The sequence below is a fragment of the Kitasatospora sp. NPDC004614 genome (genome assembly GCF_042873675.1).
In the GTDB taxonomy this organism is placed as follows: domain Bacteria; phylum Actinomycetota; class Actinomycetes; order Streptomycetales; family Streptomycetaceae; genus Kitasatospora.
This window is the reverse complement of the sequence record NZ_JBIALR010000014.1, coordinates 1-25,890: the sequence shown is the minus strand read 5'-3', so window position 1 is coordinate 25,890 and position 25,890 is coordinate 1. Positions and strand designations below refer to the sequence as shown.

General features: G+C 71.3%; 20 protein-coding genes. 17 read left to right on the top strand and 3 right to left on the bottom strand.

Annotated elements, in window-relative coordinates; all coding sequences use genetic code 11:
• Positions 1–2 precede the first annotated feature (2 nt).
• The 15 genes from nuoE (at position 3) to rarD (ending at position 18,990) form a co-directional block, all read left to right on the top strand.
• A complete protein-coding gene (nuoE, locus tag ACFYST_RS25485) occupies positions 3–722 on the top strand; it encodes an NADH-quinone oxidoreductase subunit NuoE (protein WP_387638887.1) in 720 nt (239 codons plus the stop codon).
• A complete protein-coding gene (gene nuoF, locus ACFYST_RS25480) occupies positions 722–2,080 on the top strand; it encodes an NADH-quinone oxidoreductase subunit NuoF (protein WP_387865695.1) in 1,359 nt (452 codons plus the stop codon). The genes nuoE and nuoF overlap by 1 nt, the downstream gene beginning before the upstream one ends.
• Positions 2,077–4,524: an NADH-quinone oxidoreductase subunit G gene (locus ACFYST_RS25475; protein WP_387865692.1), complete on the top strand. Its 2,448-nt coding sequence runs from the start codon at positions 2,077–2,079 to the stop codon at positions 4,522–4,524. The genes nuoF and ACFYST_RS25475 overlap by 4 nt, the downstream gene beginning before the upstream one ends.
• A complete protein-coding gene (gene nuoH / locus ACFYST_RS25470; protein ID WP_387638411.1) occupies positions 4,521–5,855 on the top strand; it encodes an NADH-quinone oxidoreductase subunit NuoH in 1,335 nt (444 codons plus the stop codon). Before ACFYST_RS25475 ends, nuoH begins: the two co-directional genes overlap by 4 nt.
• Before the next feature lie 8 nt (positions 5,856–5,863).
• Positions 5,864–6,445, top strand: coding sequence for an NADH-quinone oxidoreductase subunit NuoI (gene nuoI, locus ACFYST_RS25465; protein ID WP_387638409.1), 582 nt, complete (start codon positions 5,864–5,866; stop codon positions 6,443–6,445).
• Positions 6,442–7,293, top strand: a complete 852-nt coding sequence (locus tag ACFYST_RS25460) for an NADH-quinone oxidoreductase subunit J (RefSeq protein WP_387638406.1) — start codon at positions 6,442–6,444, stop codon at positions 7,291–7,293. The genes nuoI and ACFYST_RS25460 overlap by 4 nt, the downstream gene beginning before the upstream one ends.
• Complete coding sequence (nuoK, locus tag ACFYST_RS25455; RefSeq protein WP_043915678.1) at positions 7,290–7,589, top strand: NADH-quinone oxidoreductase subunit NuoK; 300 nt, start codon at positions 7,290–7,292, stop codon at positions 7,587–7,589. The genes ACFYST_RS25460 and nuoK overlap by 4 nt, the downstream gene beginning before the upstream one ends.
• Positions 7,590–7,604: 15 nt before the next feature.
• On the top strand, positions 7,605–9,500 hold the full coding sequence (gene nuoL, locus ACFYST_RS25450) for an NADH-quinone oxidoreductase subunit L (RefSeq protein WP_387865690.1): 1,896 nt from the start codon (positions 7,605–7,607) through the stop codon (positions 9,498–9,500).
• The gene (locus ACFYST_RS25445; RefSeq protein WP_387638399.1) at positions 9,500–11,113 is read left to right on the top strand and encodes an NADH-quinone oxidoreductase subunit M; all 1,614 of its coding nucleotides are present in this window, start codon (positions 9,500–9,502) and stop codon (positions 11,111–11,113) included. Before nuoL ends, ACFYST_RS25445 begins: the two co-directional genes overlap by 1 nt.
• Entirely contained in the window at positions 11,110–12,747 is a 1,638-nt protein-coding gene (nuoN, locus tag ACFYST_RS25440; RefSeq protein ID WP_387865688.1) for an NADH-quinone oxidoreductase subunit NuoN, read from the top strand. The genes ACFYST_RS25445 and nuoN overlap by 4 nt, the downstream gene beginning before the upstream one ends.
• Before the next feature lie 287 nt (positions 12,748–13,034).
• Positions 13,035–14,048: a polyprenyl synthetase family protein gene (locus ACFYST_RS25435; protein ID WP_387865687.1), complete on the top strand. Its 1,014-nt coding sequence runs from the start codon at positions 13,035–13,037 to the stop codon at positions 14,046–14,048.
• Positions 14,049–14,163: 115 nt separating this feature from the next.
• Positions 14,164–14,823 carry a response regulator gene (locus tag ACFYST_RS25430; protein WP_387638885.1) on the top strand — a complete coding sequence of 220 codons (660 nt, stop codon included), beginning with the start codon at positions 14,164–14,166 and terminating at the stop codon, positions 14,821–14,823.
• A 142-nt stretch (positions 14,824–14,965) separates the two neighbouring features.
• A complete protein-coding gene (locus tag ACFYST_RS25425; RefSeq protein ID WP_387865685.1) occupies positions 14,966–16,918 on the top strand; it encodes a 2-oxoacid:acceptor oxidoreductase subunit alpha in 1,953 nt (650 codons plus the stop codon).
• Complete coding sequence (locus ACFYST_RS25420; protein WP_387638390.1) at positions 16,915–17,952, top strand: 2-oxoacid:ferredoxin oxidoreductase subunit beta; 1,038 nt, start codon at positions 16,915–16,917, stop codon at positions 17,950–17,952. Before ACFYST_RS25425 ends, ACFYST_RS25420 begins: the two co-directional genes overlap by 4 nt.
• A 102-nt stretch (positions 17,953–18,054) precedes the next feature.
• Positions 18,055–18,990 carry an EamA family transporter RarD gene (gene rarD / locus ACFYST_RS25415; RefSeq protein WP_387638387.1) on the top strand — a complete coding sequence of 312 codons (936 nt, stop codon included), beginning with the start codon at positions 18,055–18,057 and terminating at the stop codon, positions 18,988–18,990.
• Positions 18,991–19,041: 51 nt separating this feature from the next.
• On the opposite strand, the gene ACFYST_RS25410 is transcribed toward rarD, so the two are convergent.
• Positions 19,042–20,241 (bottom strand): outer membrane lipoprotein carrier protein LolA, encoded by a 1,200-nt coding sequence (locus tag ACFYST_RS25410; RefSeq protein WP_387638385.1) that lies wholly within the window; start codon positions 20,239–20,241, stop codon positions 19,042–19,044.
• 183 nt (positions 20,242–20,424) lie between these two features.
• On the opposite strand from ACFYST_RS25410, the gene ACFYST_RS25405 reads away from it, so the two are divergent.
• Together ACFYST_RS25405 and ACFYST_RS25400 are read left to right on the top strand one after the other, a co-directional pair.
• Entirely contained in the window at positions 20,425–23,013 is a 2,589-nt protein-coding gene (locus ACFYST_RS25405) for a bifunctional FO biosynthesis protein CofGH (protein ID WP_387865684.1), read from the top strand.
• A 273-nt stretch (positions 23,014–23,286) separates the two neighbouring features.
• Entirely contained in the window at positions 23,287–24,387 is a 1,101-nt protein-coding gene (locus ACFYST_RS25400; RefSeq protein WP_387638380.1) for an ADP-ribosylglycohydrolase family protein, read from the top strand.
• Between the two features lie 70 nt (positions 24,388–24,457).
• Here the strand turns inward: ACFYST_RS25400 and ACFYST_RS25395 are convergent, their stop codons facing one another.
• On the bottom strand, positions 24,458–24,664 hold the full coding sequence (locus ACFYST_RS25395; RefSeq protein WP_387638378.1) for a DUF397 domain-containing protein: 207 nt from the start codon (positions 24,662–24,664) through the stop codon (positions 24,458–24,460).
• Positions 24,661–25,518: a helix-turn-helix domain-containing protein gene (locus ACFYST_RS25390; protein ID WP_387638375.1), complete on the bottom strand. Its 858-nt coding sequence runs from the start codon at positions 25,516–25,518 to the stop codon at positions 24,661–24,663. Before ACFYST_RS25390 ends, ACFYST_RS25395 begins: the two co-directional genes overlap by 4 nt.
• Positions 25,519–25,890 lie beyond the last annotated feature (372 nt).

Below are 25,890 nucleotides of genomic sequence, written 5' to 3'. Positions count from 1 at the left end.
GCCTGCCGGCGCTGCCGGCCAAGCCCTACCCGCCGGAGGTCGAGCAGCGACTGGCCGCCGACGCCGCCGAACTGATCGCCCGCTACCCGCACTCCCGCTCCGCGCTGCTGCCGCTGCTGCACCTGGTGCAGGCCGAGGAGGGCTTCGTCTCGGCGACCGGAATCCGGTTCTGCGCCGAGCAGTTGGACCTCACCACCGCCGAGGTCACCGCGGTCGCGACCTTCTACACCATGTACCGGCGCCGCCCGGCCGGCGAGTACCACGTCGGGGTGTGCACCAACACGCTGTGCGCGGTGCTCGGCGGCGACCAGATCTTCGACGAGCTGAAGCAGCACCTGGAGATCGAGAACAACCGCACCACCGAGGACGGCGCGATCTCGATCGAGCGGATCGAGTGCAACGCGGCCTGCGACTACGCGCCCGTGGTGATGGTGAACTGGGAGTTCTTCGACAACCAGACACCGGAATCCGCACGGGAGTTGGTGGACCGGCTGCGCGCGGGCGAAGAGGTCCGGCCGACCCGCGGCGCGAAGCTCTGCTCGTTCAAGGAGACCTCCCGGATCCTGGCCGGTTTCGCCGACGAACGCGAGGGCGCGGTCGACGAGTCCGGGGCCGGCGGCGCGCCCTCGCTGGCCGGCCTGCGGCTGGCCAAGGGCGAGGCACTGCCCGGCACCCCGGGCGCCAAGGTGGTCTCCCCCCGGCAAGAAGGGACGGAAGCGTGATGACCTCCGCCGAGCCGGCCGAGAAGCTGCTCTCCCCAGTCCTCTCCGCGTCCTGGGACGACCACCGCCCCTGGACGCTCGAAACCTACCGCCGGCACGGCGGCTACGACGGCCTGCGGGCCGCCCTGGCGATGGCCCCCGACGACGTGATCGCCCTGGTCAAGGACTCCGGCCTGCGCGGCCGCGGCGGCGCCGGCTTCCCCACCGGCATGAAGTGGCAGTTCATCCCGCAGAACGACGGCAAGCCGCACTACCTGGTGGTCAACGCCGACGAGTCCGAGCCGGGCACCTGCAAGGACATCCCGCTGATGTTCGCCAACCCGCACTCGCTGATCGAGGGCATGGCGATCGCCTCCTACGCGATCCGCTGCAACCACGCCTTCATCTACCTGCGCGGCGAGGTCGTCCCGGTGCTGCGCCGCCTGCAGGCCGCCGTCGCCGAGGCGTACGCGGCCGGGTTCCTCGGCAAGGACGCCCTCGGCGAGGGCAACGACCTCGACATCACCGTCCACGCGGGCGCCGGCGCGTACATCTGCGGCGAGGAGACCGCACTGCTGGACTCGCTGGAGGGCCGCCGCGGCCAGCCCCGGCTGCGCCCGCCGTTCCCGGCGATCGCCGGCCTGTACGCCTGCCCGACGGTGGTCAACAACGTCGAGTCGATCGCCTCGGTGCCGCCGATCCTGGCCCGCGGCAAGGAGTGGTTCAAGTCGCTGGGCACCGAGAAGTCGCCCGGCTTCACGCTGTACTCGCTGTCCGGGCACGTCACCAACCCCGGCCAGTACGAGGCCCCGCTGGGCATCACGCTGCGCCAGCTGCTGGACATGTCCGGCGGCGTCCGGACCGGGCACCGGCTCAAGTTCTGGACGCCGGGCGGCTCGTCCACCCCGATGTTCACCGACGAGCACCTCGACGTCCCGCTCGACTACGAGGGCGTCGGCGCGGCCGGCTCGATGCTCGGCACCAAGGCCCTCCAGGTGTTCGACGAGACCACCTGCGTGGTGCGGGCCGTCACCCGGTGGACCGAGTTCTACGCCCACGAGTCCTGCGGCAAGTGCACCCCCTGCCGGGAGGGCACCTACTGGCTGGTCCAGCTGCTGAAGCGGATCGAGGCCGGCCAGGGCGTGCCCGGCGACCTGGAGAAGCTGCTGGACATCGCCGACAACATCAACGGCAAGTCCTTCTGCGCGCTGGGCGACGGCGCCGCCAGCCCGATCGTCTCCTCGCTCCAGCACTTCCGCGCCGAGTACGAGCAGCACATCAACGAGCACCGCTGCCCGTTCGACCCGGCGGCCTCCACCGTCTGGGCCGACCGGGCCTCCGTCCACGAGTCCGCCACCGAGAGGGAGGTGCACGCGTGACGGTCACGGAGCCTTCGTCCACCCAGACCGAGCTGGTCACGCTCACCATCGACGGCGTCGAAGTCAGCGTCCCCAAGGGCACGTTGGTGATCCGCGCCGCCGAGCAGATCGGCACCCAGATCCCGCGCTTCTGCGACCACCCGCTGCTCGACCCCGCCGGGGCGTGCCGCCAGTGCATCGTGGAGGTCGAGGGGCAGCGCAAGCCGGTCGCCTCCTGCACCATCCCGGTCGCCGAGGGCATGGTGGTGCGCACCCAGCTGTCCTCGCCGGTCGCCGAGAAGGCGCAGCGCGGCGTGATGGAACTGCTGCTGATCAACCACCCGCTGGACTGCCCGGTCTGCGACAAGGGCGGCGAGTGCCCGCTGCAGAACCAGGCGATGACCAACGGCGACGCGGAGTCCCGGTTCGAGGGCGTCAAGCGGACGTACGAGAAGCCGATCCCGCTCTCCACCCAGGTGCTGCTGGACCGCGAGCGGTGCGTGCTGTGCGCGCGCTGCACCCGGTTTTCGCAGCAGATCGCCGGTGACCCGTTCATCGACCTGGTCGAGCGCGGCGCGCTCCAGCAGGTCGGCACCGGCGTCGACCAGCCGCTGGACTCGTACTTCTCCGGCAACACCATCCAGATCTGCCCGGTCGGCGCGCTCACCTCCGCCGCCTACCGGTTCCGCTCCCGCCCGTTCGACCTGGTGTCCTCCCCGTCCGTGTGCGAGCACTGCTCGGCGGGCTGCGGGCAGCGCACCGACCACCGGCGCGGCAAGGTGCTGCGGCGCCTGGCCGGCAACGAGCCGGAGGTCAACGAGGAGTGGAACTGCGACAAGGGCCGGTTCGCGTTCCGCTACGCCCAGCAGCGGGACCGTTTCACCTCGCCGATGGTGCGCCGTGACGGCGAACTCGTCGCGGTGTCCTGGTCGGAGGCGCTCGCCGAGGCCGCCGAGGGGCTGCGCGGCAAGCGGGCCGCGGCGCTGGCCGGCGGCCGGGTCACCGTCGAGGACGCCTACGGCTGGGCCAAGTTCGCCCGCCTGGCGCTCGGCACCAACGACGTCGACTTCCGTTCCCGCCCGCACAGCGCCGAGGAGGCCGAGTTCCTGGCCGCGGTCGTCGCCGGGCACGGGACGGATGTGGACGGCGGCGGGGTGACGTACCGCGAGCTGGAGGCCGCACCGGCCGTGCTGCTGGCCGGACTCGAAGCGGAGGAAGAGGCGCCGATCGTCTTCCTGCGGCTGCGCAAGGCCAACCGGGCCACCGGACTGCGGGTGTTCTCGATCGCCTCGCACGCCACCCGGGGCCTCGCCAAGCTGCACGGCGCGCTGCTGCCCGCCGCCCCCGGCACCGAGGCCGAATGGCTCGGCGCGCTCGCGGGCGACGAGGTGCTCGCCGACGACGCGGGACGCTGCGCCGACGCGCTGCGCTCCCCGGGCGCGGTGATCCTGGTCGGCGAACGGCTCGCCCAGACCGCCGGCGGCCTGACCGCCGCGCTGCGCCTGGCGCAGACCACCGGGGCGAAGCTCGCCTGGGTGCCGCGCCGGGCCGGCGAGCGCGGCGCGGTCGAGGCGGGCGTGCTGCCCGGGCTGCTGCCCGGCGGCCGGTCCGTCGAGGTGCCCGCCGCCCGCGCCGAGGCCGCCACCCACTGGGGCGTCGACGAACTGCCCGCCGCGCCCGGCCGCGACACCGGCCGGATCCTGGCCGCCGCCGCGGCCGGCGAGCTGGACGCGCTGGTGATCGGCGGCGTCGGCCTGGACGACCTGCCGGACCCGGTGCTCGCCGAACAGGCCCTGGAGAGCGTTGAGTTCGTGCTCTCGCTGGAGCTGCGCCCGTCCGCCGTGACGGCGCACGCCGACGTGGTGCTGCCGGTCGCGGCCGTCGCCGAGAAGGCCGGCACCTTCCTGGACTGGGAGGGCCGGGTCCGGATGTTCGAGCCGGCCATCAAGCCCGACCAGCTGATGGGACGCCACCTGCACGCCGACGTCCGGGTGCTGTCGATGGTCGCGGACGCGCTGGAGCGGCCGATCGGCCTGCCCGACGTCCGGGCGGCCCGGCTGGAGCTGGACCGCTTCGCCCCCTGGCAGGGCGACCGCCCCGCCGAGCCCGCCGCGCACCCCGCCGCGCTGCCCCGCCCCGTCACCGGGCAGGCCGTGCTGGCCGGGCACCGGATGCTGCTCGACAACGGCTCGCTGCAGGACGGCGACGAGCACCTGGCCGGCACCCGGCACCCCGTGGTGGCCCGGCTGTCCGCCGCCACCGCCGCCGAGATCGGCGCCACCGGCGCGCTGCTGCGGATCTCCGGCCCGGCCGGGTCGCTGACCCTGCCGCTGGAGGTCACCGGGGCGATGCCGGACCGCACGGTCTGGCTGCCGCTCAACTCGACGCCCGGCGGCGGCGTGCACCGCACGCTCGGCACCACGCTCGGCCACCTGGTCACCATCGCCCCGGCGGAGGAATCATGACGGACCTCGCTGCTGCGTACGACACTTTGGGCTACTTCGGCCGCGACCCGTGGTGGCTGGTGCTGCTGAAGGCGGTGTTCTGCTTCGCCTTCCTGGTGCTGACGGTGCTGATCGCGATCGTCTGGGAGCGCAAGGTCGTCGCCTGGATGCAGCTGCGGATCGGCCCGAACCGGCACGGCCCGTGGGGTCTGCTGCAGTCACTGGCCGACGGTGTGAAGCTGGCGCTGAAGGAAGACCTGGTGGTGAAGGGCGCCGACAAGGCGGTCTACATCCTGGCGCCGATCGTCGCGGCGATCCCCGCGTTCATGGCGTTCGCGGTGATCCCGTTCGGCCCGGCGGGCAACGAGGTGTCGATCTTCGGTACCCGGACCCCGCTGCAGCTCACCGACCTGCCGATCGCGCTGCTGTACATCCTGGCCACCGCCTCGGTGGGCATCTACGGCATCGTGCTGGCGGGCTGGTCGTCCGGTTCGACGTACCCGCTGCTCGGCGGTATCCGCTCGTCCGCCCAGATGATCAGCTACGAGATCGCGATGGGCCTGTCGTTCGCGGCGGTGTTCATCTACTCGGGCTCGATGTCGACCTCGGAGATCGTCTCCTCGCAGCAGCCGACCTGGTTCGCGGTGCTGCTGCCGGTGTCGTTCATCGTCTACATCATTGCGATGGTCGGCGAGACCAACCGGGCCCCGTTCGACCTCCCGGAGGCCGAGGGCGAGCTGGTCGGCGGTTTCAACACCGAGTACTCCTCGCTGAAGTTCGCGATGTTCATGCTGGCCGAGTACGTCAACATGGTCACCGTCTCGGCGGTCGCCTCGACGCTGTTCCTCGGCGGCTGGCGGGCCCCGTGGCCGATCTCGACGTTCTGGGCGGGTGCCAACCACGGCTGGTGGCCGATGCTGTGGATCGTGCTGAAGATCCAGCTGCTGCTGTTCTTCTTCATCTGGCTGCGCGGCACGCTGCCCCGGCTGCGCTACGACCAGTTCATGAAGCTCGGCTGGAAGGTGCTCATCCCGGTCTCGCTGGTGTGGCTGGTGATGGTGTCCGCGGTGCGGGCGCTGCGCAACGAGGGCTACGACTTCACCAAGGTGCTGCTGTACGTGGGCGCCCCGCTGGCGGCGATCCTGCTGATCGCGCTGGTGGCGGACGTGATCCGGAAGAAGCCCGCGGAGCCGCCGGCCGCCGCCCCGCCCGCGGCGTTCGACCCGATGGCCGGCGGCTACCCGGTGCCGCCGCTGCCCGGTCAGCAACTGCCGCCCGTCCCGCGCCGCCGTCGCCGGACCCCGCAACTCCAGGACGCCCTCAACGGGGCCGACCATTCCGAAGGGAGCTGAGCCCCGCCATGTCTGACGAATCTTCGGAAAAGTCGGTCCTCGGGCCGGCCGCCGGCTTCGGCGTGACCTTCAAGGCCATGTTCAAGAAGCGGCTCACCGAGCAGTATCCGGAGTACAAGAAGCCCACCGCTCCGCGTTTCCACGGCCGCCACCAGCTGAACCGGCACCCGGACGGCCTGGAGAAGTGCGTCGGCTGCGAGCTGTGCGCCTGGGCCTGCCCGGCCGACGCGATCTACGTCGAGGGCGCCGACAACCATGACGACGAGCGGTACTCGCCCGGCGAGCGGTACGGCGCGGTCTACCAGATCAACTACGCCCGCTGCATCCTGTGCGGGCTGTGCATCGAGGCCTGCCCGACCCGGGCGCTCACCATGACCAACGAGTACGAACTGGCCGACGACAGCCGGCAGGACCTGATCTTCACCAAGGAGCAGCTGCTGGTCGGGCTGACCGAGGGCATGGTCGACTCGCCGCACGCGTACTTCCCGGGCGCCGACGAGGGCGCCTACTACCGGGGCGAGATCACCGGCGCCGCGCCGGGCACTGTGCAGCAGGAGAAGCACGCGCACGACAAGGAGGCGCAGTCATGACCTCCACCGGCGAGGCCGTGCAGTTCTGGGTGCTGGCCGTGATCGCGGTCGGCGGGGCGCTCGGCATGCTGCTGATGAAGAAGGCGGTGCACTCGGCGCTCTGCCTGGCCGCCACCATGCTGTCGCTGGCGGTCTGTTACCTGGCGCAGGGCGCGGTGTTCCTGGGTGTGGTGCAGATCGTGGTCTACACCGGCGCGATCATGATGCTGTTCCTGTTCGTGGTGATGCTGGTCGGCGTCTCCTCGGCGGACTCGCTGAAGGAGCAGCTCAAGGGCCAGCGGATCGCCGCGGTGCTCTGCGGCGTGGGCTTCGGCGTGCTGCTGATCGCCGGTCTGGCGAACGCCAAGCTGTCGCACTTCACCGGCCTGTCCGAGGCGAACGCCGAGGGCAACGTGCAGGGCCTGGCGAAGCTGATCTTCACCAAGTACGTCTGGGCGTTCGAAGTGACCGGCGCGCTGCTGATCACCGCGGCGGTCGGCGCGATGGTGCTGACCCACCGCGAGAAGGTCCGCGACCGCCTGACGCAGCGTCAACTCGCGGCGCAGCGCGTCAAGGACAACATCCAGGTGCCGCCGATGCCCGCCCCCGGCGTGTACGCCCGGCACAACGCGGTGGACATCCCGGCGCTGCTGCCCGACGGCACCGTCGCCGAGGACTCGGTGATGAGCACCCTGCGCGAGCGCGGCCAGATCCGCGACGTCAGCCAGGAGATGCTGCGGCGGATGGCCGAGCTGGAGGAGAGCACCGCCGACTGGCTCGGCCGGCCGTCCTCCGCCCGTCCGAAGGTCACCGGGCCCCGCCAGGCGCTGGAGACCGTGCCGACCCCGAGCAAGGAGGAGGCGGAGTGAACCCGGTCAACTACCTGTACCTGGCCGCGCTGCTGTTCACCATCGGCGCCTCCGGCGTGCTGATCCGGCGCAACGCGATCGTGCTGTTCATGTGCGTGGAGCTGATGCTGAACGCCTCGAACCTGGCGCTGGTCACGTTCTCCCGGCTGCACGGCAACCTGGACGGCCAGATCCTCGCGTTCTTCACCATGGTGGTCGCGGCGGCCGAGGTCGTGGTCGGCCTCGCCATCATCGTCTCCATCTTCCGGACCAGGCACTCCGCTTCGGTCGACGACAGCAACCTGATGAAGCTGTAGGCGGAGGGCCCTTCAGTGAACTCTCTCATTCCGCTGCTGGTCGCGGCGCCGCTGGCCGGCGCTGCCCTGCTGCTGCTCGGCGGACGGGCCCTGGACCGTTTCGGGCACTGGATCGCGACCGCTCTCGCGGCGCTGTCCTTCGCCTTCGGCCTCACCCTGTTCGCGGACATGCTCGGCCGTGACACCGCGCACCGGGCCGTCATCGAGCGGCTGTACACCTGGATCCCGGTGGACGGCTTCCAGGCCGACATCTCCTTCCAGCTCGACCAACTGTCCATCGTCTTCGTGCTGTTGATCACCGGCGTCGGCACCCTGATCCACCTGTACTCGGTGGGCTACATGGCGCACGACGAGCGCCGCCGCCGGTTCTTCGGCTACCTGAACCTGTTCGTGGCCGCCATGCTGCTCCTGGTGCTGGCCGGCAACTACCTGCTGCTGTACGTCGGTTGGGAGGGCGTGGGCCTCGCGTCCTACCTGCTGATCGGGTTCTGGCAGCACAAGCCGAGCGCCGCGACGGCCGCCAAGAAGGCGTTCATCGTCAACCGGGTCGGCGACATGGGCCTGTCCATCGCGATCATGCTGATGTTCGCGGAGTTCGGCTCGTTCGCCTTCGGCCCGGTGTTCGGCGCGGCCGGCGACGCGAGCCAGGGCAAGCTCACCGCGATCGCGCTGATGCTGCTGCTCGCCGCCTGCGGCAAGTCCGCGCAGGTGCCGCTGCAGTCCTGGCTGGGCGACGCGATGGAGGGCCCGACCCCGGTCTCCGCGCTGATCCACGCGGCCACCATGGTGACCGCCGGCGTCTACCTGATCGTCCGCTCCGCGGCGATCTTCGACCTGGCCCCCGACGCGCAGACCGTCGTCGTGGTGGTCGGCGCGGTGACGCTGCTGTTCGGTGCGATCGTCGGTTGCGCGAAGGACGACATCAAGAAGGCGCTGGCCGGCTCGACCATGTCGCAGATCGGCTACATGATCATGGCGGCCGGCCTCGGCCCGATCGGCTATGCCTTCGCGATCATGCACCTGGTCACCCACGGCTTCTTCAAGGCCGGACTGTTCCTCGGCGCCGGATCGGTCATGCACGGCATGAACGACGAGGTGAACATGCGTCACTACGGCGGCCTGCGCAAGTACATGCCGGTCACCTTCTGGACGTTCATGGCCGGCTACGCGGCGATCATCGGCTTCCCGTTCCTGTCGGGCTTCTGGTCGAAGGACCAGATCATCGACGCGGCGTTCGCCAAGGGCGGCACCGAGGGCTGGATCCTCGGTGTGTGCGCGCTGACCGGTGCCGCGATCACCGCGTTCTACATGACCCGGGTGGTGCTGCTCACCTTCTTCGGTGAGAAGCGCTGGCAGCCGGACGAGAACGGCAACCCGCCGCACCCGCACGAGTCGCCGAAGAGCATGACCGTTCCGATGGTCCTGCTGGCCTTCGGCTCGGTGTTCGCGGGCGGGCTCTTCACCCTCGGCAGCTCCTTCGTGAACTTCCTGACGCCGGTCACCGGCCACGAGGAGGGCCACTCCCCGATCAACTCGGTGACCGTCAGCGTGATCGCCACCGTCTGCATGCTGGCCGGCGCCGGCCTGGCCTATGCGATGTACGGCCGCAGCCCCGTCCCGGTGCAGGCACCGGTCGGCTCGCTGCTCACCCGGGCCGCCCGCCGCGACCTGCTGCAGGACGACTTCAACCACGCCGTCCTGGTCCGGCCCGGCTCGGCGCTCGCCGCCACCCTGGTCTGGTTCGACAGCAGGGGCCTGGACGGCTTCGTCAACGGCCTGGCCGCCGCCATCGGCGGGCTGTCCGGGCGGCTGCGCCGGATCCAGACCGGATACGTCCGGACGTACGCGCTCTCCATGTTCGGCGGCACGCTGGTGCTGGTCGCCTCCACTCTCCTGATGAGGTCGGTCTGATGAGCTACCTCCTCTCCGCCACCTGTGCCGTCCCGGCCGCCGGAGCAGTGCTCACCGCTGCCCTCCCGGCCGGCACCGGCGAGGCCCGGCGGCGCACCACCAAGGCCGTCGCGCTCGCCGTCTCGGCGGTCACCCTGGGGCTGGCCGTCGCGGTCGCCGTCGCCTTCGAACCCGGCGGCCCCCGTTACCAGTTGACCGAGTCCTACAGCTGGATCCGGTCCTTCGGGATCAGCTTCTCGCTCGGCGTGGACGGCATCGGCGCCGTGCTGGCACTGCTCACCGCGGTGCTGGTGCCGCTGGTGATGCTGGCCGGCTGGCACGACGCCGACCCCGCCGCTCCGGAGGGCTCGTTCGAGTCCAAGCGCCGCACCCAGGGCTTCTTCGCCCTGATCCTCGCCGTCGAGGCGATGGTGCTGGTGTCCTTCCTGGCCACCGACGTGTTCGTGTTCTACGTGTTCTTCGAAGCCATGCTGATCCCGATGTACTTCCTGATCGGCGGCTTCGGCGACCGGGCCGGCGGACCCGACTCGGACCGCCAGCGCTCCTACGCCGCAGTGAAGTTCCTGCTGTACAACCTGCTCGGCGGACTGGTCATGCTGGCCGCCGTGATCGGCCTGTACGTGGTGGCCGCCGACCAGGGGCACGCGACGTTCAGCCTGCCCGCGCTGACCGACGCGATCTCCTCCGGCAAGCTGGTGATCGACCCGACCGCGCAGCGCGCGCTGTTCCTCGGCTTCTTCTTCGCCTTCGCGGTGAAGGCCCCGATGTGGCCGCTGCACACCTGGCTGCCGAACGCGATGGGGGAGTCCACCGCCGGAACCGCCGTGCTGATCACGGCAGTTGTCGACAAGGTCGGCACCTTCGCGATGCTCCGGTTCTGCCTCGGCCTGTTCCCGGACGCGTCCAAGACCTTCGCCCCGGCGATCCTGGTGCTGTCGCTGATCGGCATCGTCTACGGCGCGCTGGTCGCCATCGGACAGAAGGACATGAAGCGGCTGGTCGCCTACGCGTCCATCTCGCACTTCGGGTTCATCATCATGGGCATCTTCGCGATGACCAGCCAGGGCCAGTCCGGCGCCACCCTCTACATGGTCAACCACGGCATCTCCACCGCCGCGTGGATGCTGGTCGCGGGCTTCCTGATTTCCCGCCGCGGCTCGCGCCTGATCGCCGACTACGGCGGCGTGCAGAAGGTCGCCCCCGTGCTGGCCGGCACCTTCCTGATCGGCGGACTCGCCACCCTGTCGCTGCCCGGCATGGCCCCGTTCGTCAGCGAATTCCTGGTCCTGGTCGGCACGTTCACCCGCTACCCGGTGATCGGCATCATCGCCACCTTCGGCATCGTGCTGGCCGCGCTGTACGCGCTGATGCTGTACCAGCGCACCATGACCGGCCCGGTGAAGGCCTCCGTGCAGGGCATGCCCGACCTGAAGGCCCGTGAACTCGCCGTCGTAGCCCCGCTGGTGGCCCTCACCCTGCTGCTTGGCGTCTACCCGCAGCCGCTCACCAAGATGGTGAACCCGGCCGTGAACGACACCCTTGGCCAGGTCCACCGGACCGACCCCGCGCCCGCCCACCCGGTCGCCGCCACCAACGGAGGTGAGCAGAAGTGATCGCCACCCACGCGCTGGCCGCCGCCGGCGGCAACAGTCCGAGCATCCCCGCCCCGCACATCGAGTACGGCCAACTCTCGCCGATGCTGGTGGTGTTCGGCGCCGCCCTGATCGGCATCCTGGCCGAGGCGTTCCTGCCGCGACGGCTGCGCGCCTCCAGCCAACTCGGCATCTCGCTGACCGGCCTGGTCGGCGCGTTCGTCGCCGTGGTGGTGCTCGCCGCCCAGGGCCACGCCTCCACCAAGGCCGGGCTGCTCGCGATGGGCTCGGTCGCCATCGACGGGCCCGCGCTGTTCCTGCAGGGCGTCATCCTGCTGACCGCCGTCCTCGCCGTCCTCACCTACGCCGAGGGCCGGCTGGAGCCGCGCATCAACGGCCACCGGATCGACGCGTTCACCGCGCAGGCCGCCGCCGTCCCCGGCGGCGAACAGGAACGCGAGGCCACCCGCGAGGGCCTGCGGACCACCGAGATCTACCCGCTCACCCTGTTCGCGGTCGGCGGCATGCTGCTCTTCCCCGCCGCCAACGACCTGCTGACCATGTTCGTGGCGCTCGAAGTGCTGTCCCTGCCGCTGTACTTGATGTGCGCGATCGCCCGGCGCCGCCGCCTGCTCTCGCAGGAGGCCGCCGTCAAGTACTTCCTGCTCGGCGCGTTCGCCTCCGCGTTCTTCCTGTTCGGCACCGCCCTGCTGTACGGCTACGCGGGCAGCGTCCGGCTCGGCGACATCGCCGATGTCGTCGCCGGCACCGCCCCCGTCACCCCCGCGCTCGCCGTCACCACCCAGAACGACGCGCTGCTGCTGGTCGGCCTGGCCATGCTCGCCGTCGGCCTGCTGTTCAAGGTCGGCGCGGTGCCGTTCCACTCCTGGACGCCGGACGTCTACCAGGGCGCGCCCACCCCCGTCAGCGGGTTCATGGCCGCCGCCACCAAGACCGCCGCGTTCGGCGCCATGCTGCGGCTGTTCTACGTCGCCTTCCCCGGCATCCGCTGGGACTGGCGGCCCGTCATGTGGGGCGTCGCCATCCTCACCATGGTGGTCGGCTCGATCCTCGCCGTCACCCAGCAGGACGTGAAGCGCCTCCTCGCCTACTCCTCGGTCGCGCACGCCGGCTTCATCCTCACCGGCCTGATCGCCACCGACCGGCGCGGCGTCGCCGCCGTCCTCTTCTACCTGCTCGCCTACTCCTTCGTCACCCTCGGCGCGTTCGCCGTCGTCACCCTGGTGCGCGACTCCAAGGGCGAAGCCACCCACCTCTCCAACTGGGCCGGCCTCGGCCGCCGCTCACCGCTGCTCGCCGCGGTCTTCGCGCTGTTCCTGCTGGCCTTCGCGGGCATCCCGCTCACCTCCGGCTTCACCGGCAAGTTCGCGGTCTTCCAGGCCGCGGCCGCCGGCGGCGCCACCCCCCTGGTGATCGTCGGTGTGCTGTCCTCCGCGATCGCCGCCTTCTTCTACATCCGCGTCATCGTCCTGATGTTCTTCTCCGACCCCCAGCCCGCCGGCCCCGCCGTCGCCGTCCCCAGCGCCCTCACCGCCACCACCATCGCCTTCGGCGTCCTGGTGACGCTCGGCCTGGGCCTGCTCCCGCAGTACTTCCTCGACCTGGCCTCGAAGGCGTCCGTCTTCATCCGCTGACGTTCTTCAGCACGATCCGGCCCCCGCCCGCACTACCTGGTGGGGGCCCGGTCGTTGTCTGTGGCAGGGGGCAACAGGGAGTTCGGCCTGCCGTCCGACTTCGAGCTGGACCTCACCCGGATCATCCCCCGCTGACCTGCGGCCCCCGTCCCCCGGCCCCGCCACCAGGGGCGGAAGGTCCATGCCCGTGCAGTGATCCACTCGGGACCGGATACGCTGCCTTGTATGTGCATCGGCGGCGCTGAGGGACCGGCCCGCTGGATCGACCAGGGACAGGAGTGGTCAGCGTGACCGTCGTGGGGCCCTTCGGGCTGAGCGTGCAGGACCGCGATCTGACCCGTGACGTCCAGGCCGGGATGGAGGCCGTGGAGGCCGCCCTGATCGAGGCCGTCAAGTGCGACGTGCCCTTCATCACGGTGACCGCCAGCCACCTCATCGAGGCAGGGGGGAAGCGGTTCAGGCCGCTGCTGGTGATGCTCGCCGCCCAGTTCGGCGACCCCGCCGCGCGCGGGGTGGTGCCGTCCGCGGTGGTGGTCGAACTGACCCACCTCGCGACGCTGTACCACGACGACGTGATGGACGAGGCCCCCGTGCGGCGCGGCGCCCCCAGCGCCAACAGCCGCTGGGACAACTCGGTCGCCATCCTCACCGGCGACTTCCTGTTCTCCCGCGCCTCCCAGGTGCTCTCCGACCTCGGCCCCGAGGCCGTCCGGGTCCAGGCCGACGCGTTCGAACGGCTGGTCACCGGCCAGATCCTGGAGACCGTCGGGCCCCGCGCCGAGGACGACCCGCTGCAGCACTACCTGGACGTCCTCTCCGGCAAGACCGGCTCGCTGATCGCCGTCTCCTGCCGCTTCGGCGCGATGATGGCCGGTGCCGAACCGTGGATCGTCGACCTGCTCACCCAGTACGGCGAGCGCATCGGCACCGCGTTCCAGCTCGCCGACGACGTCCTCGACATCGCCAGCGACGGCCACGAGTCCGGCAAGACCCCCGGCACCGACCTGCGCGAGGGCGTCCCCACGCTGCCGGTCCTGCTGCTGCGTCAGATGCCCGTCGACCCGGCCGACCCCGAGGACGTCCGGCTGCGGGAGCTCCTCGACACCGATCTGGCGTCCGACGACGACGCCCACGCGGAAGCGCTGCGCCTGCTGCGTCGGCACCCCGCGCTGGAGCGGGCCCGCCGCGAGACGCTGCGCTACGCCGAGGAGGCGCGGGCGCTGCTCGACCCGCTGCCGGACTGCCCGGCGAAGGCGGCGCTGCAGGAGCTCTGCGACACGGTGGCGATTCGCACCATGTGACCGTCCGGTTGGGCGCTCTCACGTGCAAGTCGCCGTCCGTGCCGCGATCCTGCGATCGGGTGCGTTCCCCTTCGCGCGGTTCCCCGCGCCCCTGCGCGCTAGGGTTCGGGCTATGTTGCGTGTGGTGATCGCCGAGGATTCCGTGCTGCTCCGGGAGGGGCTGACGCGGTTGCTGACGGACCGGGGGATGGAGGTCGTGGCGGGGGTCGGTGACGGGGAAGCGCTGTTGCGGGCGGTGGACGGCCTACACGGGGAGGGCTCGTTGCCGGATGTGGTGGTGGCGGATGTGAGGATGCCGCCGACGCACACCGACGAGGGGGTGCGGGCGTGCGTGGAGTTGCGCAAGCGGTACCCGCAGTTGGGGGTGCTGGTGCTGTCGCAGCACGTGGAGGAGCAGTACGCGGGTGAGCTGCTGGCGGGTTCGACCCGCGGGGTGGGGTACCTGCTGAAGGACCGGGTCGCGGAGGTGCGGGAGTTCGCGGACGCGGTGACCCGGGTCGCGGAGGGCGGCACGGCGCTGGACCCGGAGGTGGTGCAGCAGTTGTTGAGCCGCAGCCGGCAGGTGGACACGCTGGCGAATCTGACGCCTCGTGAGCGTGAGGTGCTGGGGCTGATGGCGGAGGGCCGGACCAACGCGGCGATCGCCAAGCAACTGGTGGTGTCCGACGGGGCTGTCGAGAAGCATGTGTCGAACATCTTCCAGAAGTTGCGTTTGGGACCGAGCCAGGAGGATCACCGGCGGGTTCTCGCGGTGCTGGCGTATCTGGAGTCCTGACCGGCTTGCGGACCCGCGTGGCGGTCTTCGCGAGTTCCCTTCCAGCGGTGCTCTGCCCGCTTAGGATTCCCTTGGTGCGCCAGGCGGACGGGGCACACGGCTCACGCCCGCTGCTGGCTCCCCTTCGAGGAGGTCCGCGGCAGTGACCAGTCAGGTCGATCAGTCAGAGGCAGTGGACGGCCCGGGCGGCGAGCGCCGGTCGGGTCCGGCCTCGGCCCGGTCCGGGCGGCCGGCCAAGCCGATCCGGCGGTTGGACCGGGTGATCATCCGGTTCGCCGGTGACTCGGGCGACGGTATGCAGCTCACCGGCGACCGGTTCACCTCGGAGACGGCGGCGTTCGGCAACGACCTGTCCACGCTGCCGAACTTCCCGGCCGAGATCCGGGCCCCCGCAGGCACCCTGCCGGGTGTGTCGAGCTTCCAGCTGCACTTCGCCGACCACGACATCCTGACGCCGGGCGACGCCCCGGACGTGCTGGTGGCGATGAACCCGGCGGCGCTGAAGGCGAACCTGCCGGACCTGCCGGCCGGCGCCGAGATCATCGTCAACACCGACGAGTTCACCAAGCGCGCGCTGGCGAAGGTCGGGTACGACAAGGACCCGCTGGCGGACGGTTCGCTGGAGTCGTTCCGGCTGCACCCGGTGCCGCTGACCACGCTGACGCTGGAGGCGCTGAAGGACAGCGGGCTGGCCCGCAAGGACGCCGAGCGGGCGAAGAACATGTTCGCGCTGGGCCTGCTGTCGTGGATGTACCACCGGCCGACCCACGGCACCGAGCTGTTCCTGCGGCAGAAGTTCGCGAAGAAGCCGCAGATCGCCGAGGCCAACGTGGCGGCGTTCCGGGCGGGTTGGAACTTCGGCGAGACCACCGAGGACTTCGCGGTCTCCTACGAGATCCCGCCGGCCAAGCTGCCGGCCGGCACGTACCGCAACATCTCCGGGAACCTGGCGCTGTCGTACGGCCTGGTCGCGGCGGGGGAGCGGTCCGGGCTGCCGGTGTTCCTCGGCTCGTACCCGATCACCCCGGCCTCGGACATCCTGCACGAGCTGTCGAAGCACAAGAACTTCGGCGTGCGGACGTTCCAGGCCGAGGACGAGATCGCCGGTATCGGCGCGGCGCTCGGCGCGGCGTTCGGCGGCGCGCTGGGCGTCACCACCACGTCCGGTCCGGGCGTGGCGCTGAAGTCGGAGACCATCGGCCTGGCGGTGTCGCTGGAACTGCCACTGCTGGTGGTCGACATCCAGCGCGGCGGCCCGTCCACCGGCCTGCCGACCAAGACCGAGCAGGCGGACCTGCTGCAGGCGATGTTCGGCCGCAACGGCGAGGCCCCGGTGCCGATCGTCGCCCCCGCGACGCCCGCCGAGTGCTTCGACGCCGCGCTCGACGCGGCCCGGATCGCGCTCACCTACCGCACCCCGGTGTTCCTGCTCTCCGACGGCTACCTGGCCAACGGCTCCGAGCCGTGGAAGATCCCGGACGTCGACGAACTCCCGGACCTGCGCGTCGAGTTCGCCACCGAGCCGAACGGCCCCGACGGCACCTTCCGCCCCTACCAGCGCGACCCGCACACCCTCGCCCGCCCGTGGGCGGTGCCCGGCACCCCCGGCCTCGAGCACCGGATCGGCGGCATCGAGAAGCAGGACGGCACCGGCAACATCTCCTACGACCCCGCCAACCACGACTTCATGGTCCGCACCCGGCAGGCCAAGATCGACGGCATCGAGGTGCCCGACATCGAGGTCGACGACCCGAGCGGCGAGGCCCGGGTCCTGGTGCTCGGCTGGGGCTCCACCTACGGCCCGATCACCGCCGCGGTGCGCCGGGTCCGGGCCGACGGCGGCCAGGTCGCCCAGGCCCACCTGCGCCACCTCAACCCGTTCCCGGCCAACCTCGGCACGGTGCTGAGCCGGTACGAGCGGGTGATCGTCCCCGAGATGAACCTCGGGCAGCTCGCCCTGCTGCTGCGCGCGAAGTACCTCGTCGACGCGCAGTCCTACAACCAGGTGCGCGGCCTGCCGTTCAAGGCCGCCCAACTCGCCGACGTGCTGCACGCGGCGATCGGCACGCTCGACGCGGAGGCGACGACCCGATGACCGACTTCCCCGCCCTGCGGCTCGTCCCCAAGGCTGACGGCCCGCAGACCGCGAAGGACTTCAAGACCGACCAGGAAGTGCGCTGGTGCCCCGGCTGCGGCGACTACGCGATCCTGGCCGCCGTCCAGTCCTTCATGCCGGAGCTCGGCATCCGCCGGGAGAACACCGTCTTCGTCTCCGGCATCGGCTGCTCGTCCCGCTTCCCGTACTACATGAACACGTACGGCATGCACTCGATCCACGGCCGCGCCCCGGCGATCGCCACCGGCCTGGCCGCCTCCCGCCCCGACCTGTCGGTGTGGGTGGTGACGGGTGACGGCGACGCGCTGTCGATCGGCGGCAACCACCTGATCCACGCGCTGCGCCGGAACGTCAATCTGAAGATCCTGCTGTTCAACAACCGGATCTACGGACTGACCAAGGGCCAGTACTCGCCGACCAGCGAGGTCGGGAAGATCACCAAGTCCACCCCGATGGGTTCGCTGGACGCACCGTTCAACCCGCTGTCGCTGGCGATCGGCGCCGAGGCTTCGTTCGTGGCCCGGACGATCGACTCCGACCGGCAGCACCTGCAGTCCGTGCTGCGGGCCGCGGCGCAGCACGAGGGCACCGCGCTGGTGGAGATCTACCAGAACTGCAACATCTTCAACGACGGCGCGTTCGAGATCCTCAAGGAGCCCGGCACCCGGGACGAGGCGCTCATCCGGCTGGAGCACGGGCAGCCGGTCCTGGTCGGCGCGGACCGGCACGTGGTGCGGGGCGCGGACGGGGAGCTGCGGATCGCTCCGCGGAGCGAGGGTGAGGCGCTTGTGCACGACGCGCACGCCAGCAGTCCCGCGACGGCGTTCGCGCTCACCCGGCTGACCGAGACGGACCTGCTGCACAACACGCCGATCGGTGTGCTGCGGGATGTGAAGCGGGCTGTTTACGACACGCAGATGGCCGACCAGCTGGCGCTTGCGGAGGAGCAGAAGGGGCGTGGGGAGCTGGCTGGTTTGCTGGCTGGGTCCAGCACCTGGACGGTGACCGCCTAGCCCGGAAGCTGTCAGCAGCAAAAGTTCCGTTTGGGGATGACACCTTCACCCGCGTGCCGCTACCTTTCGTAGGACGTTTCGTGCGCGGGTGAAGGGCAGGCCATGGCGGAGAGTGCGCGGGAGGCCAGGGTCGGGCTCTGGAACGGCTTTGCGGCGTACGGGATGTGGGGGCTGTTCCCGCTGTTCTGGCCGTTGCTGGAGCCGGCCGGGGCGGCGGACATCCTGGCGAACCGGATGGTGTGGTCGCTGGTCGCGGTGGTGGTGATGCTGCTGATACGCCGGCGCTGGGGGTGGATACGCCCGCTGTTGCGTCAGCCGCGCAGGCTGGCGCTGCTGGCGGTGGCGGCGGCGACCGTCTCGGTGAACTGGGGCGTGTACATCTGGGCCGTGAACGCCGGGCATGTGGTGGAGACCAGCCTCGGGTACTTCATCAATCCGCTGGTGACGATCGCGTTCGGCGTCCTGGTGCTGCGCGAGCGCCTGCGTACCGCGCAGTGGGCGGCGGTCGGGGTCGGTGTGGCGGCGGTGGCGGTGCTGACGGTGGCGTACGGGCGGCTGCCGTGGATCGCGCTGACGTTGGCGCTGTCGTTCGCCACGTACGGTCTGCTGAAGAAGAAGGTCGCGCTGGGCGGTGCGGAGAGCCTGGCGGTGGAGAGCGCGGTGATGTTCCCGTTCGCGCTGGGGTTCCTGGTGTACCTGGGCGTGCGCGGTGAGGGCAGTCTGACGCACTACGGCTGGGGTCACACCGCGCTGCTGGTGGCCAGCGGGGTCATTACGGCGGTGCCGCTGATGTGCTTCGGGGCGGCGGCGCTGCGGGTGCCGCTGACCACGCTGGGCCTGTTGCAGTACCTGGCGCCGGTGTTCCAGTTCCTGATCGGGGTGACGGTCTTCCACGAGTCGATGTCACCGGCCCGCTGGGCGGGTTTCGGGCTGGTGTGGGTGGCGCTGGTGGTGCTGAGCGTGGACGCGCTGCGCCGGGTGCGGTCGGAGCGGCGGCAGGTCGCGGTGCCGGTGCCGGCGGAGACGGTCGCCAACTGACGACGCGGGGCCCCGGGCGGTCCCGGGGCCCCGCGTGGTCGTGTGTGGTGGTTACTTGCCGGAGGCCGCGGCCTGCTCCAGGGTCTCCGGGGTGACGGCTCCCATGTAGACCTTGCCGTCCTTGGTGACCAGGGCGTTGACGATGCGGGTGGACACCAGGGTGCCGCCCTTGACCTCGCGGCCGGCGAACTTGGCGATGCCCTTGGCGGCGTCCGCGCCGGCGTCGCCGTGGGCGATGGCCGTCCAGCCCTCGCCGATGACGCCGCCCTTGGCGCCGTCCTTGGCGCCGTCCGTGCCGCCGCCGGTGGGCAGCGAGGGCAGGCCGGGGATGGACGGCATCGGGTTGGCGGTGTGGTCCTTCGCGGACTGCTCGATCACCTTGGCGCCCTTGGGGACGCTGAACTGGAAGGTCTTGGCGTCGGGCTTGTCGTAGGACAGGGTGCCGAAGCGCACGTCGAACGCGGTGGCGCCGTCCACGGTGCGCAGCTGCACGGCCAGCGGCATGCCCTTGTCGGCGTCGATCGAGACGCGGATCTCGGCGACGGTGGAGCCGGCCTGCTTGGGCTTGATGCTGAGCTTGTACGCGGCGTGCCCGGCGACCCGCTCGGTGCCGTCGACCGTCACCGAGGTGGTGGCGGAGGAGTGCTCGAGGAGCTGCTTGGCGACGTCCTGCGGGGTGATGGAGCCGATGCCCTCCTTGCCGTCGGGCCGGTGGCCGTCGGTGCCCGTGCCGGTGAGGTGCAGGGCCTGCTGGGAGCTGCGGTCGTACGCCCACACCTGGTCGCCGTTGTGGACCAGCTCGTAGCCGGACTTCTGGCCGGACAGGGTGAGCCGCTGGCGGTCCGGGCCGTCCGAGGAGACGGACAGGGTGTGCGAGCCGCCGAGCAGTTCGACGGCCTTCATCTGCGGGTCGGCACTGCCGGTCTTGGCGCCGGCGCCGCGGGCCATCTCGCCGAGCGGGCCGGAGCCGGAGGCGAGGTCGGTCAGCGCGGTGGGCAGGCCCAGGTCGGCGTTGACCCGGACGGTGCCGCTGAAGGTGTCGGTGTTCGCGGAGATGGCCTTGGCGATCAGGTCCTGGGCGCTGATGGCCGGCAGGTTCGGCGACTCGTCGCTGGCCAGTGCGGGCACCAGGCCCATGCCGATGGCGACGACGGTGGCGATCGCCGCCGGCACGCCGATCCGGACGGCGGTGCGGCGCCTGCCCGCCCGAACCGCCGTCATGTCCTCTACTGCGGTGGCTTCCTGGTTCACTGCGGCCCCCTCCAGAGCTCGTCTGCTGTCACTGTCCATTGAAGCCCCGCGGCACCCCTCGACGCGTCGCCCGGCGGCAGCAGATCGCGCTACGTCTCGCGTTGTATCCGGAGTATTGCGACCCTGAGACGCCGTCAGGGTCGTGTCCATCCGGAGGTGTACGCCTCGCGTAGGGTCGGGCCCATGAGCCACCAGCCCCCGCTGCCCGCCCCTTCCTCGCCCACCCCGACCGCGATGCGGCGTGCGCTGCGCCGGGCCCGTGACGGGGTGGCGCTGGACGCCGCGGAGGCGGCGGTGCTGCTCCAGGCGCGCGGCGCGGACCTGGCGGAGCTGTGCGGGGCCGCGGCGCGGATCCGGGACGCCGGGCTGGAGCAGGCGGGCCGTCCGGGCGTCATCACGTACTCGCGCAAGGTGTTCATCCCGCTGACCAGGCTGTGCCGGGACCGCTGCCACTACTGCACCTTCGCCACCGTGCCCGGCAAGCTCCGCAAGGACGGCCACGGGCTGTACCTGTCCCCGGACGAGGTGCTGGAGATCGCCCGCCGGGGTGCCGAACTCGGCTGCAAGGAAGCCCTGTTCACGCTCGGCGACCGCCCCGAGACCCGGTGGCCCGAGGCCCGCGAGTGGCTGGACGCGCACGGCTACGACGACACCCTGGCGTACGTGCGGGCGATGGCGGTGCGGGTGCTGGAGGAGACCGGGCTGCTGCCGCACCTGAACCCGGGCGTGCTGTCCTGGACGGACTTCCAGCGCCTCAAGCCGGTCGCCCCGTCGATGGGCATGATGCTGGAGACCACCGCCACCCGCCTCTGGTCGGAGCCCGGCGGCCCGCACCACGGCTCCCCGGACAAGGAGCCGGCGGTGCGGCTGCGGGTGCTGGAGGACGCCGGGCGCAGCGCCGTGCCGTTCACCACCGGGGTGCTGATCGGCATCGGCGAGACCTTCGAGGAGCGGGCCGAGTCGCTGCTGGCGATCCGCAAGGTGTCCCGCGCCTACCAGGGCGTGCAGGAAGTGATCGTGCAGAACTTCCGGGCCAAGCCGGACACCGCGATGCGGGCCATGCCGGACGCCGAACTGTCCGAGCTGGCGGCCGCGGTGGCGGTGGCCCGGCTGGTCCTCGGCCCGGCCGCCCGGATCCAGGCGCCGCCGAACCTGGTGGACGCCGAGTTCGCGCTGCTGATCGGCGCGGGCATCGACGACTGGGGCGGCATTTCGCCGCTGACGCCCGACCACGTCAACCCGGAGCGTCCCTGGCCGCACATCGAAGAGTTGGCCGAACGGACCGCCGAGTCCGGGTACCTGCTGCGCGAGCGGTTGACGATCTACCCCGAGTACCTGAAGCGCGGCGAGCCCTGGCTCGACCCCCGGCTGCTGCCGCACGTGCGGGCGCTCGCCGACCCGGCCACCGGCCTGGCCGTCGAGGGCCGCCGCCCCGCCGGCCTGCCCTGGCAGGAGCCCGACGAGCCGATGACCGGCGGCGGCCGAACCGACCTGTTCCGCACCGTCGACACCGAGGGCCGCACCGGCGACCGCCGCTCCGACTTCGACGAGGTCTACGGCGACTGGGAGTCGCTGCGCGAACAGGTCGCCGTCCCCGCCCCGAGCCGCCTGCCCGCCGACGTCCGCGCCGCACTGTCCACCGCCGCCGACGACCCGACGAAGCTGACGGACGACCAGGCCCTCGCGCTGTTCCAGGCCGACGGGGACGCGCTGGACGCGCTGTGCCGGATCGCCGACGAGCTGCGCCGCGACACGGTCGGCGAGGAGGTGACGTACTGCGTCACCCGGAACATCAACTTCACCAACGTCTGCTACACCGGCTGCCGGTTCTGCGCGTTCGCGCAGCGCCGCACCGACGCCGACGCGTACACCCTGTCGCTGGACCAGGTCGCCGAACGGGCCGAGCAGGCCTGGGAGGTGGGCGCGACCGAGGTGTGCATGCAGGGCGGCATCCACCCGGACCTGCCGGGCACCGCCTACTTCGACATCGCCCGGGCCGTGAAGCAGCGGGTGCCGGGCATCCACGTGCACGCGTTCTCGCCGATGGAGGTGGTCAACGGCGCCACTCGCACCGGGCTTTCGATCCGCGACTGGCTGGCCGCCGCGAAGGAGGCCGGCCTGGACTCCATCCCCGGCACCGCCGCGGAGATCCTCGACGACGAGGTGCGCTGGGTGCTCACCAAGGGCAAGCTGCCCGCCGCGACCTGGGTGGAGGTCGTCAGCACCGCGCACGAACTGGGCCTGCGCTCCTCGTCCACCATGATGTACGGGCACGTCGACACCCCCAAGCACTGGCTGGGCCACCTGCGGCTGCTGGCCGAAGTCCAGCAGCGCACCGGCGGGTTCACCGAGTTCGTCACGCTGCCGTTCGTGCACACCAACGCCCCCGTGTACCTGGCGGGCATCGCCCGGCCCGGTCCGACCGCGCGCGACAACCGGGCGGTGACCGCGATGGCCCGGCTGCTGCTGCACCCGCACATCCCCAACATCCAGACCAGCTGGGTGAAGCTCGGCGCGGAGGGCGCCGCCGAGATGCTCCGCAGCGGCGCCAACGACCTGGGCGGCACGCTGATGGAGGAGACCATCTCCCGGATGGCGGGCTCCGGTTGGGGCTCCTACAAGTCGGTCCGCGACCTGGAGGCGATCGCCGCCCTGGCCGGCCGCCCCGCCCGGCAGCGCACCACCGACTACGGCCAGGTGCCCGCCGAACGCCGCGCGGCGGCCCTCGCCTCGGACGGCCACCTGCCGCGGCTGCTGCCCGTGTTGGACTAGTGCCGCAACAGGCAACCTTTGCCCCGTCGCGGCCCGATGCATCCCGCCTGGACGCACCGCCAAAGCACCCAAGTACACCCAGTACGAGGGCGCTTCGGCGGCACGCCCAGCCGGGCGCCTCGGGCCGCTCCTTGACGGGCAAAAGTTGCCTGCCGCGGCACTAGTGCCTGTCGGGCGGATGGATGTTCGGTGGAGCCCGGCGGTTTCGGCCGGGCCTTCGAATACAGTGCGTCTGCTGTCCGACGCCCGCCGACCGAAAGGCCCCCACCCGTGATGCCCCTGTGGTCACGCGCCCAGCAGCAGGACTTCCGCAGCCGGGTGCGGGGCTGTCTGCTCGGTGGCGCGATCGGCGACGCCCTCGGCGCCGGCATCGAGTTCGAACGGCTGGGGCAGATCCGCGCCACCCACGGCGAGGCGGGCGTCACCGGCTATGTCCCCGCCTACGGGCGGCGCGGCGCCGTCACCGACGACACCCAGATGAGCCTGTTCACCGTCGACGGCCTGATCCGCGCCCACATAGGCCGCGACACCGGAGCCTGGCACCCGCCGTCCGACGTGCACCGCGCCTACCTGCGCTGGTACGCCACCCAGCAGGACTGGGGCCCGGACGAGCGCCGCAAGGACCTCGGCTGGCTGGGCCGCGAGGAGTGGCTGTACGAACGCCGGGCCCCCGGCAACGCCTGCCTGTCCGGTCTGGCCGGTACCGGGGACGGGCCGCCGGCCACCGTCGAGGAGCCGCGCAACCCGAACTCCAAGGGCTGCGGCACCGTGATGCGCGCCGCCCCGTTCGGGCTGCTCACCGCCTGGGACCCGGCCCTGGTGTTCCAACTCGCCGTCGAGTGCTCGGTGCTGACCCACGGCCACCCCACCGGCTACCTGTCCGCCGGGGCCTTCGCGGTGATCGTCCACGCGGTGGCCCGCGGCGGCACCCTGGAGGAGGGCGTCCACCTCGCCCTGGCGCTGCTGTCCGAGCGGCCGGGCCACGAGGAGACCACCGCCGCGCTGCGGGCCGCGCTGGACGCCGTCCGGGCCGGCGTGCCGTCCGCCGAACGGGTCGAGCAGCTCGGCGAGGGCTGGACCGCCGAGGAGTCGCTCGCCATCGGCCTGTACTGCGCCCTGGTCGCCGAGGACGTCCGCAGCGGCCTGCTGCTGGCCGTCAACCACTCGGGCGACAGCGACTCCACCGGCTCCATCTGCGGCAACCTGCTGGGCGCCCTGCACGGCGAGACCGCGCTGCCGCCCGAGCTGCTGGCCGAACTCGAGGGCCGCGGCACGATCCTGGAACTCGCCGACGACCTGGTGCTGGAACTGCTGCACGGCCCCGCGCTGCACGGCACCGAGGGCTGGAACACCCGCTACCCCGTCGGCAGTTGACGCTCCTCGGTACGACGGTGCCCGCCGCGGGGGAGCGACGGGCACCGGGAGTTGTGCAGGGAGCCGTGGATCAGACCTCGCCGAAGGCGCCGGTGCCGGCAGCCGCCGCGAAAGCCGCCCAGCTCTCGTTGGAGAAGTGCAGCTGCGCGCCGTGCGGGTCCTTGGAGTCCCGGACCGCGACAGAGGCAGAAGTCGGGACGGCGATCTCGACGCACGCGCCGTTGCCGCCGCTGTAGCTGCTCTTGCGCCAGGTCAGGGTCTCGATGGCCTTGCTCATTTCATGAACTCCTCTGCCAAATCGGTGATCATCGACCGGCTTTCCGTGACACTCATCGCCGCGGCTCGCAGGTGGTCGTAGAGATTGGTATAGCGGCGTACGTCGGCTTCCTTCTCCAAGTAGAGATCGGCCGTCACTCCTTCGAAGTAGACGACTGTGGAATCCGCTGACTCGGGGAACTCCATCAGGGAGAATGTCCCGGTCATCCCGGGGTGGGCACCGTGCTTGAACGGTATGACCTGCAGGTTGATGTTCGGTCGTTCGCCGAGCTCGACCAGCTGGAACAGCTGCTCGGCCATCACCCGCGGCCCGCCGACCTGGCGGCGCAGCACCGCCTCGTCTACCACCACCCACAGGCTGCCGAGCTGGTCGTCACCGTGTATCCGGAGCTGGCGCTTGAGCCGCACCTCCACCCGGCGGTGGATCGCCGCCGGATCGGTGTCCGGCTGGGTGCCGGCCACCACCGCCTCCGCGTACTCCCGGGTCTGCAACAGCCCCGGCACGAAGGAGGATTCGTAAGCCCGGATCGACGAGGCCTCCGCCTCCAGTCCGATGTACACGCTGTAGGGGATGTCCCCGAACTCGTGCCACCAACCGCGCTGGCGCGACTCCTTGGCCATCTCCATCAGCCCGTTGCGGACCCGCTCGTCCTCGACCTCGTAGACCTCGCACAGGTCGCGCACATCGCGCGGGCTGATCGATCGGCGGCCGTTCTCCAGTCGGCTGATCTTCGACTGGGAGACCATCAGGCGGCCGGCCACCTCCTCGGCGGTCATCCCCCTGAGCTCGCGCAGCCGCCGGAGCTCGGCGCCGAGCCTGCGGCGGCGAACCGTCGGATTCACGCTGGCGGACACATCGACCTCCGGCCCTACTACTGGCAACAGTGCGGTAATTGGTACCAACCCCCTGACGCTGAGCAGCATGCCACCTCAACTGCGGTCCACGCCCGGGAATCGAGGCAGCACGGTAGAACAGATCATCGGAAAATAGCTCAATCGGGATGGGGGTACTTGCGGACCACCCGCCCCACGCGCTAAAGGGCATTCCTTGCGCCCCAAGACACTTGACGCGGCGCCGGGAAAACGCCCGCCGGGAGAGAACGCCCAAAGGCGGGGGGGGGGGGGGGGGGGCCCCCCCCCCCCCCCCCCCCCCCCCCCCCCCCCCCCCCCCCCCCCCCCGCCCCCCCCCCCCCCCCCCCCCCCCCCCCCCCCCCCCCCCCCCCCCCC

Excerpts from the sequence above, each read along its gene's own strand:
- nuoF (WP_387865695.1), top strand. The coding sequence starts at position 722 with ATGACCTCCGCCGAGCCGGCCGAGAAGCTGCTCTCCCCAGTCCTCTCC.
- nuoH (WP_387638411.1), top strand. The coding sequence starts at position 4,521 with ATGACGGACCTCGCTGCTGCGTACGACACTTTGGGCTACTTCGGCCGC.
- nuoI (WP_387638409.1), top strand. The coding sequence starts at position 5,864 with ATGTCTGACGAATCTTCGGAAAAGTCGGTCCTCGGGCCGGCCGCCGGC.
- ACFYST_RS25460 (WP_387638406.1), top strand. The coding sequence starts at position 6,442 with ATGACCTCCACCGGCGAGGCCGTGCAGTTCTGGGTGCTGGCCGTGATC.
- ACFYST_RS25445 (WP_387638399.1), top strand. The coding sequence starts at position 9,500 with ATGAGCTACCTCCTCTCCGCCACCTGTGCCGTCCCGGCCGCCGGAGCA.
- ACFYST_RS25420 (WP_387638390.1), top strand. The coding sequence starts at position 16,915 with ATGACCGACTTCCCCGCCCTGCGGCTCGTCCCCAAGGCTGACGGCCCG.
- rarD (WP_387638387.1), top strand. The coding sequence starts at position 18,055 with ATGGCGGAGAGTGCGCGGGAGGCCAGGGTCGGGCTCTGGAACGGCTTT.
- ACFYST_RS25405 (WP_387865684.1), top strand. The coding sequence starts at position 20,425 with ATGAGCCACCAGCCCCCGCTGCCCGCCCCTTCCTCGCCCACCCCGACC.
- ACFYST_RS25400 (WP_387638380.1), top strand. The coding sequence starts at position 23,287 with ATGCCCCTGTGGTCACGCGCCCAGCAGCAGGACTTCCGCAGCCGGGTG.
- ACFYST_RS25395 (WP_387638378.1), bottom strand. The coding sequence starts at position 24,664 with ATGAGCAAGGCCATCGAGACCCTGACCTGGCGCAAGAGCAGCTACAGC.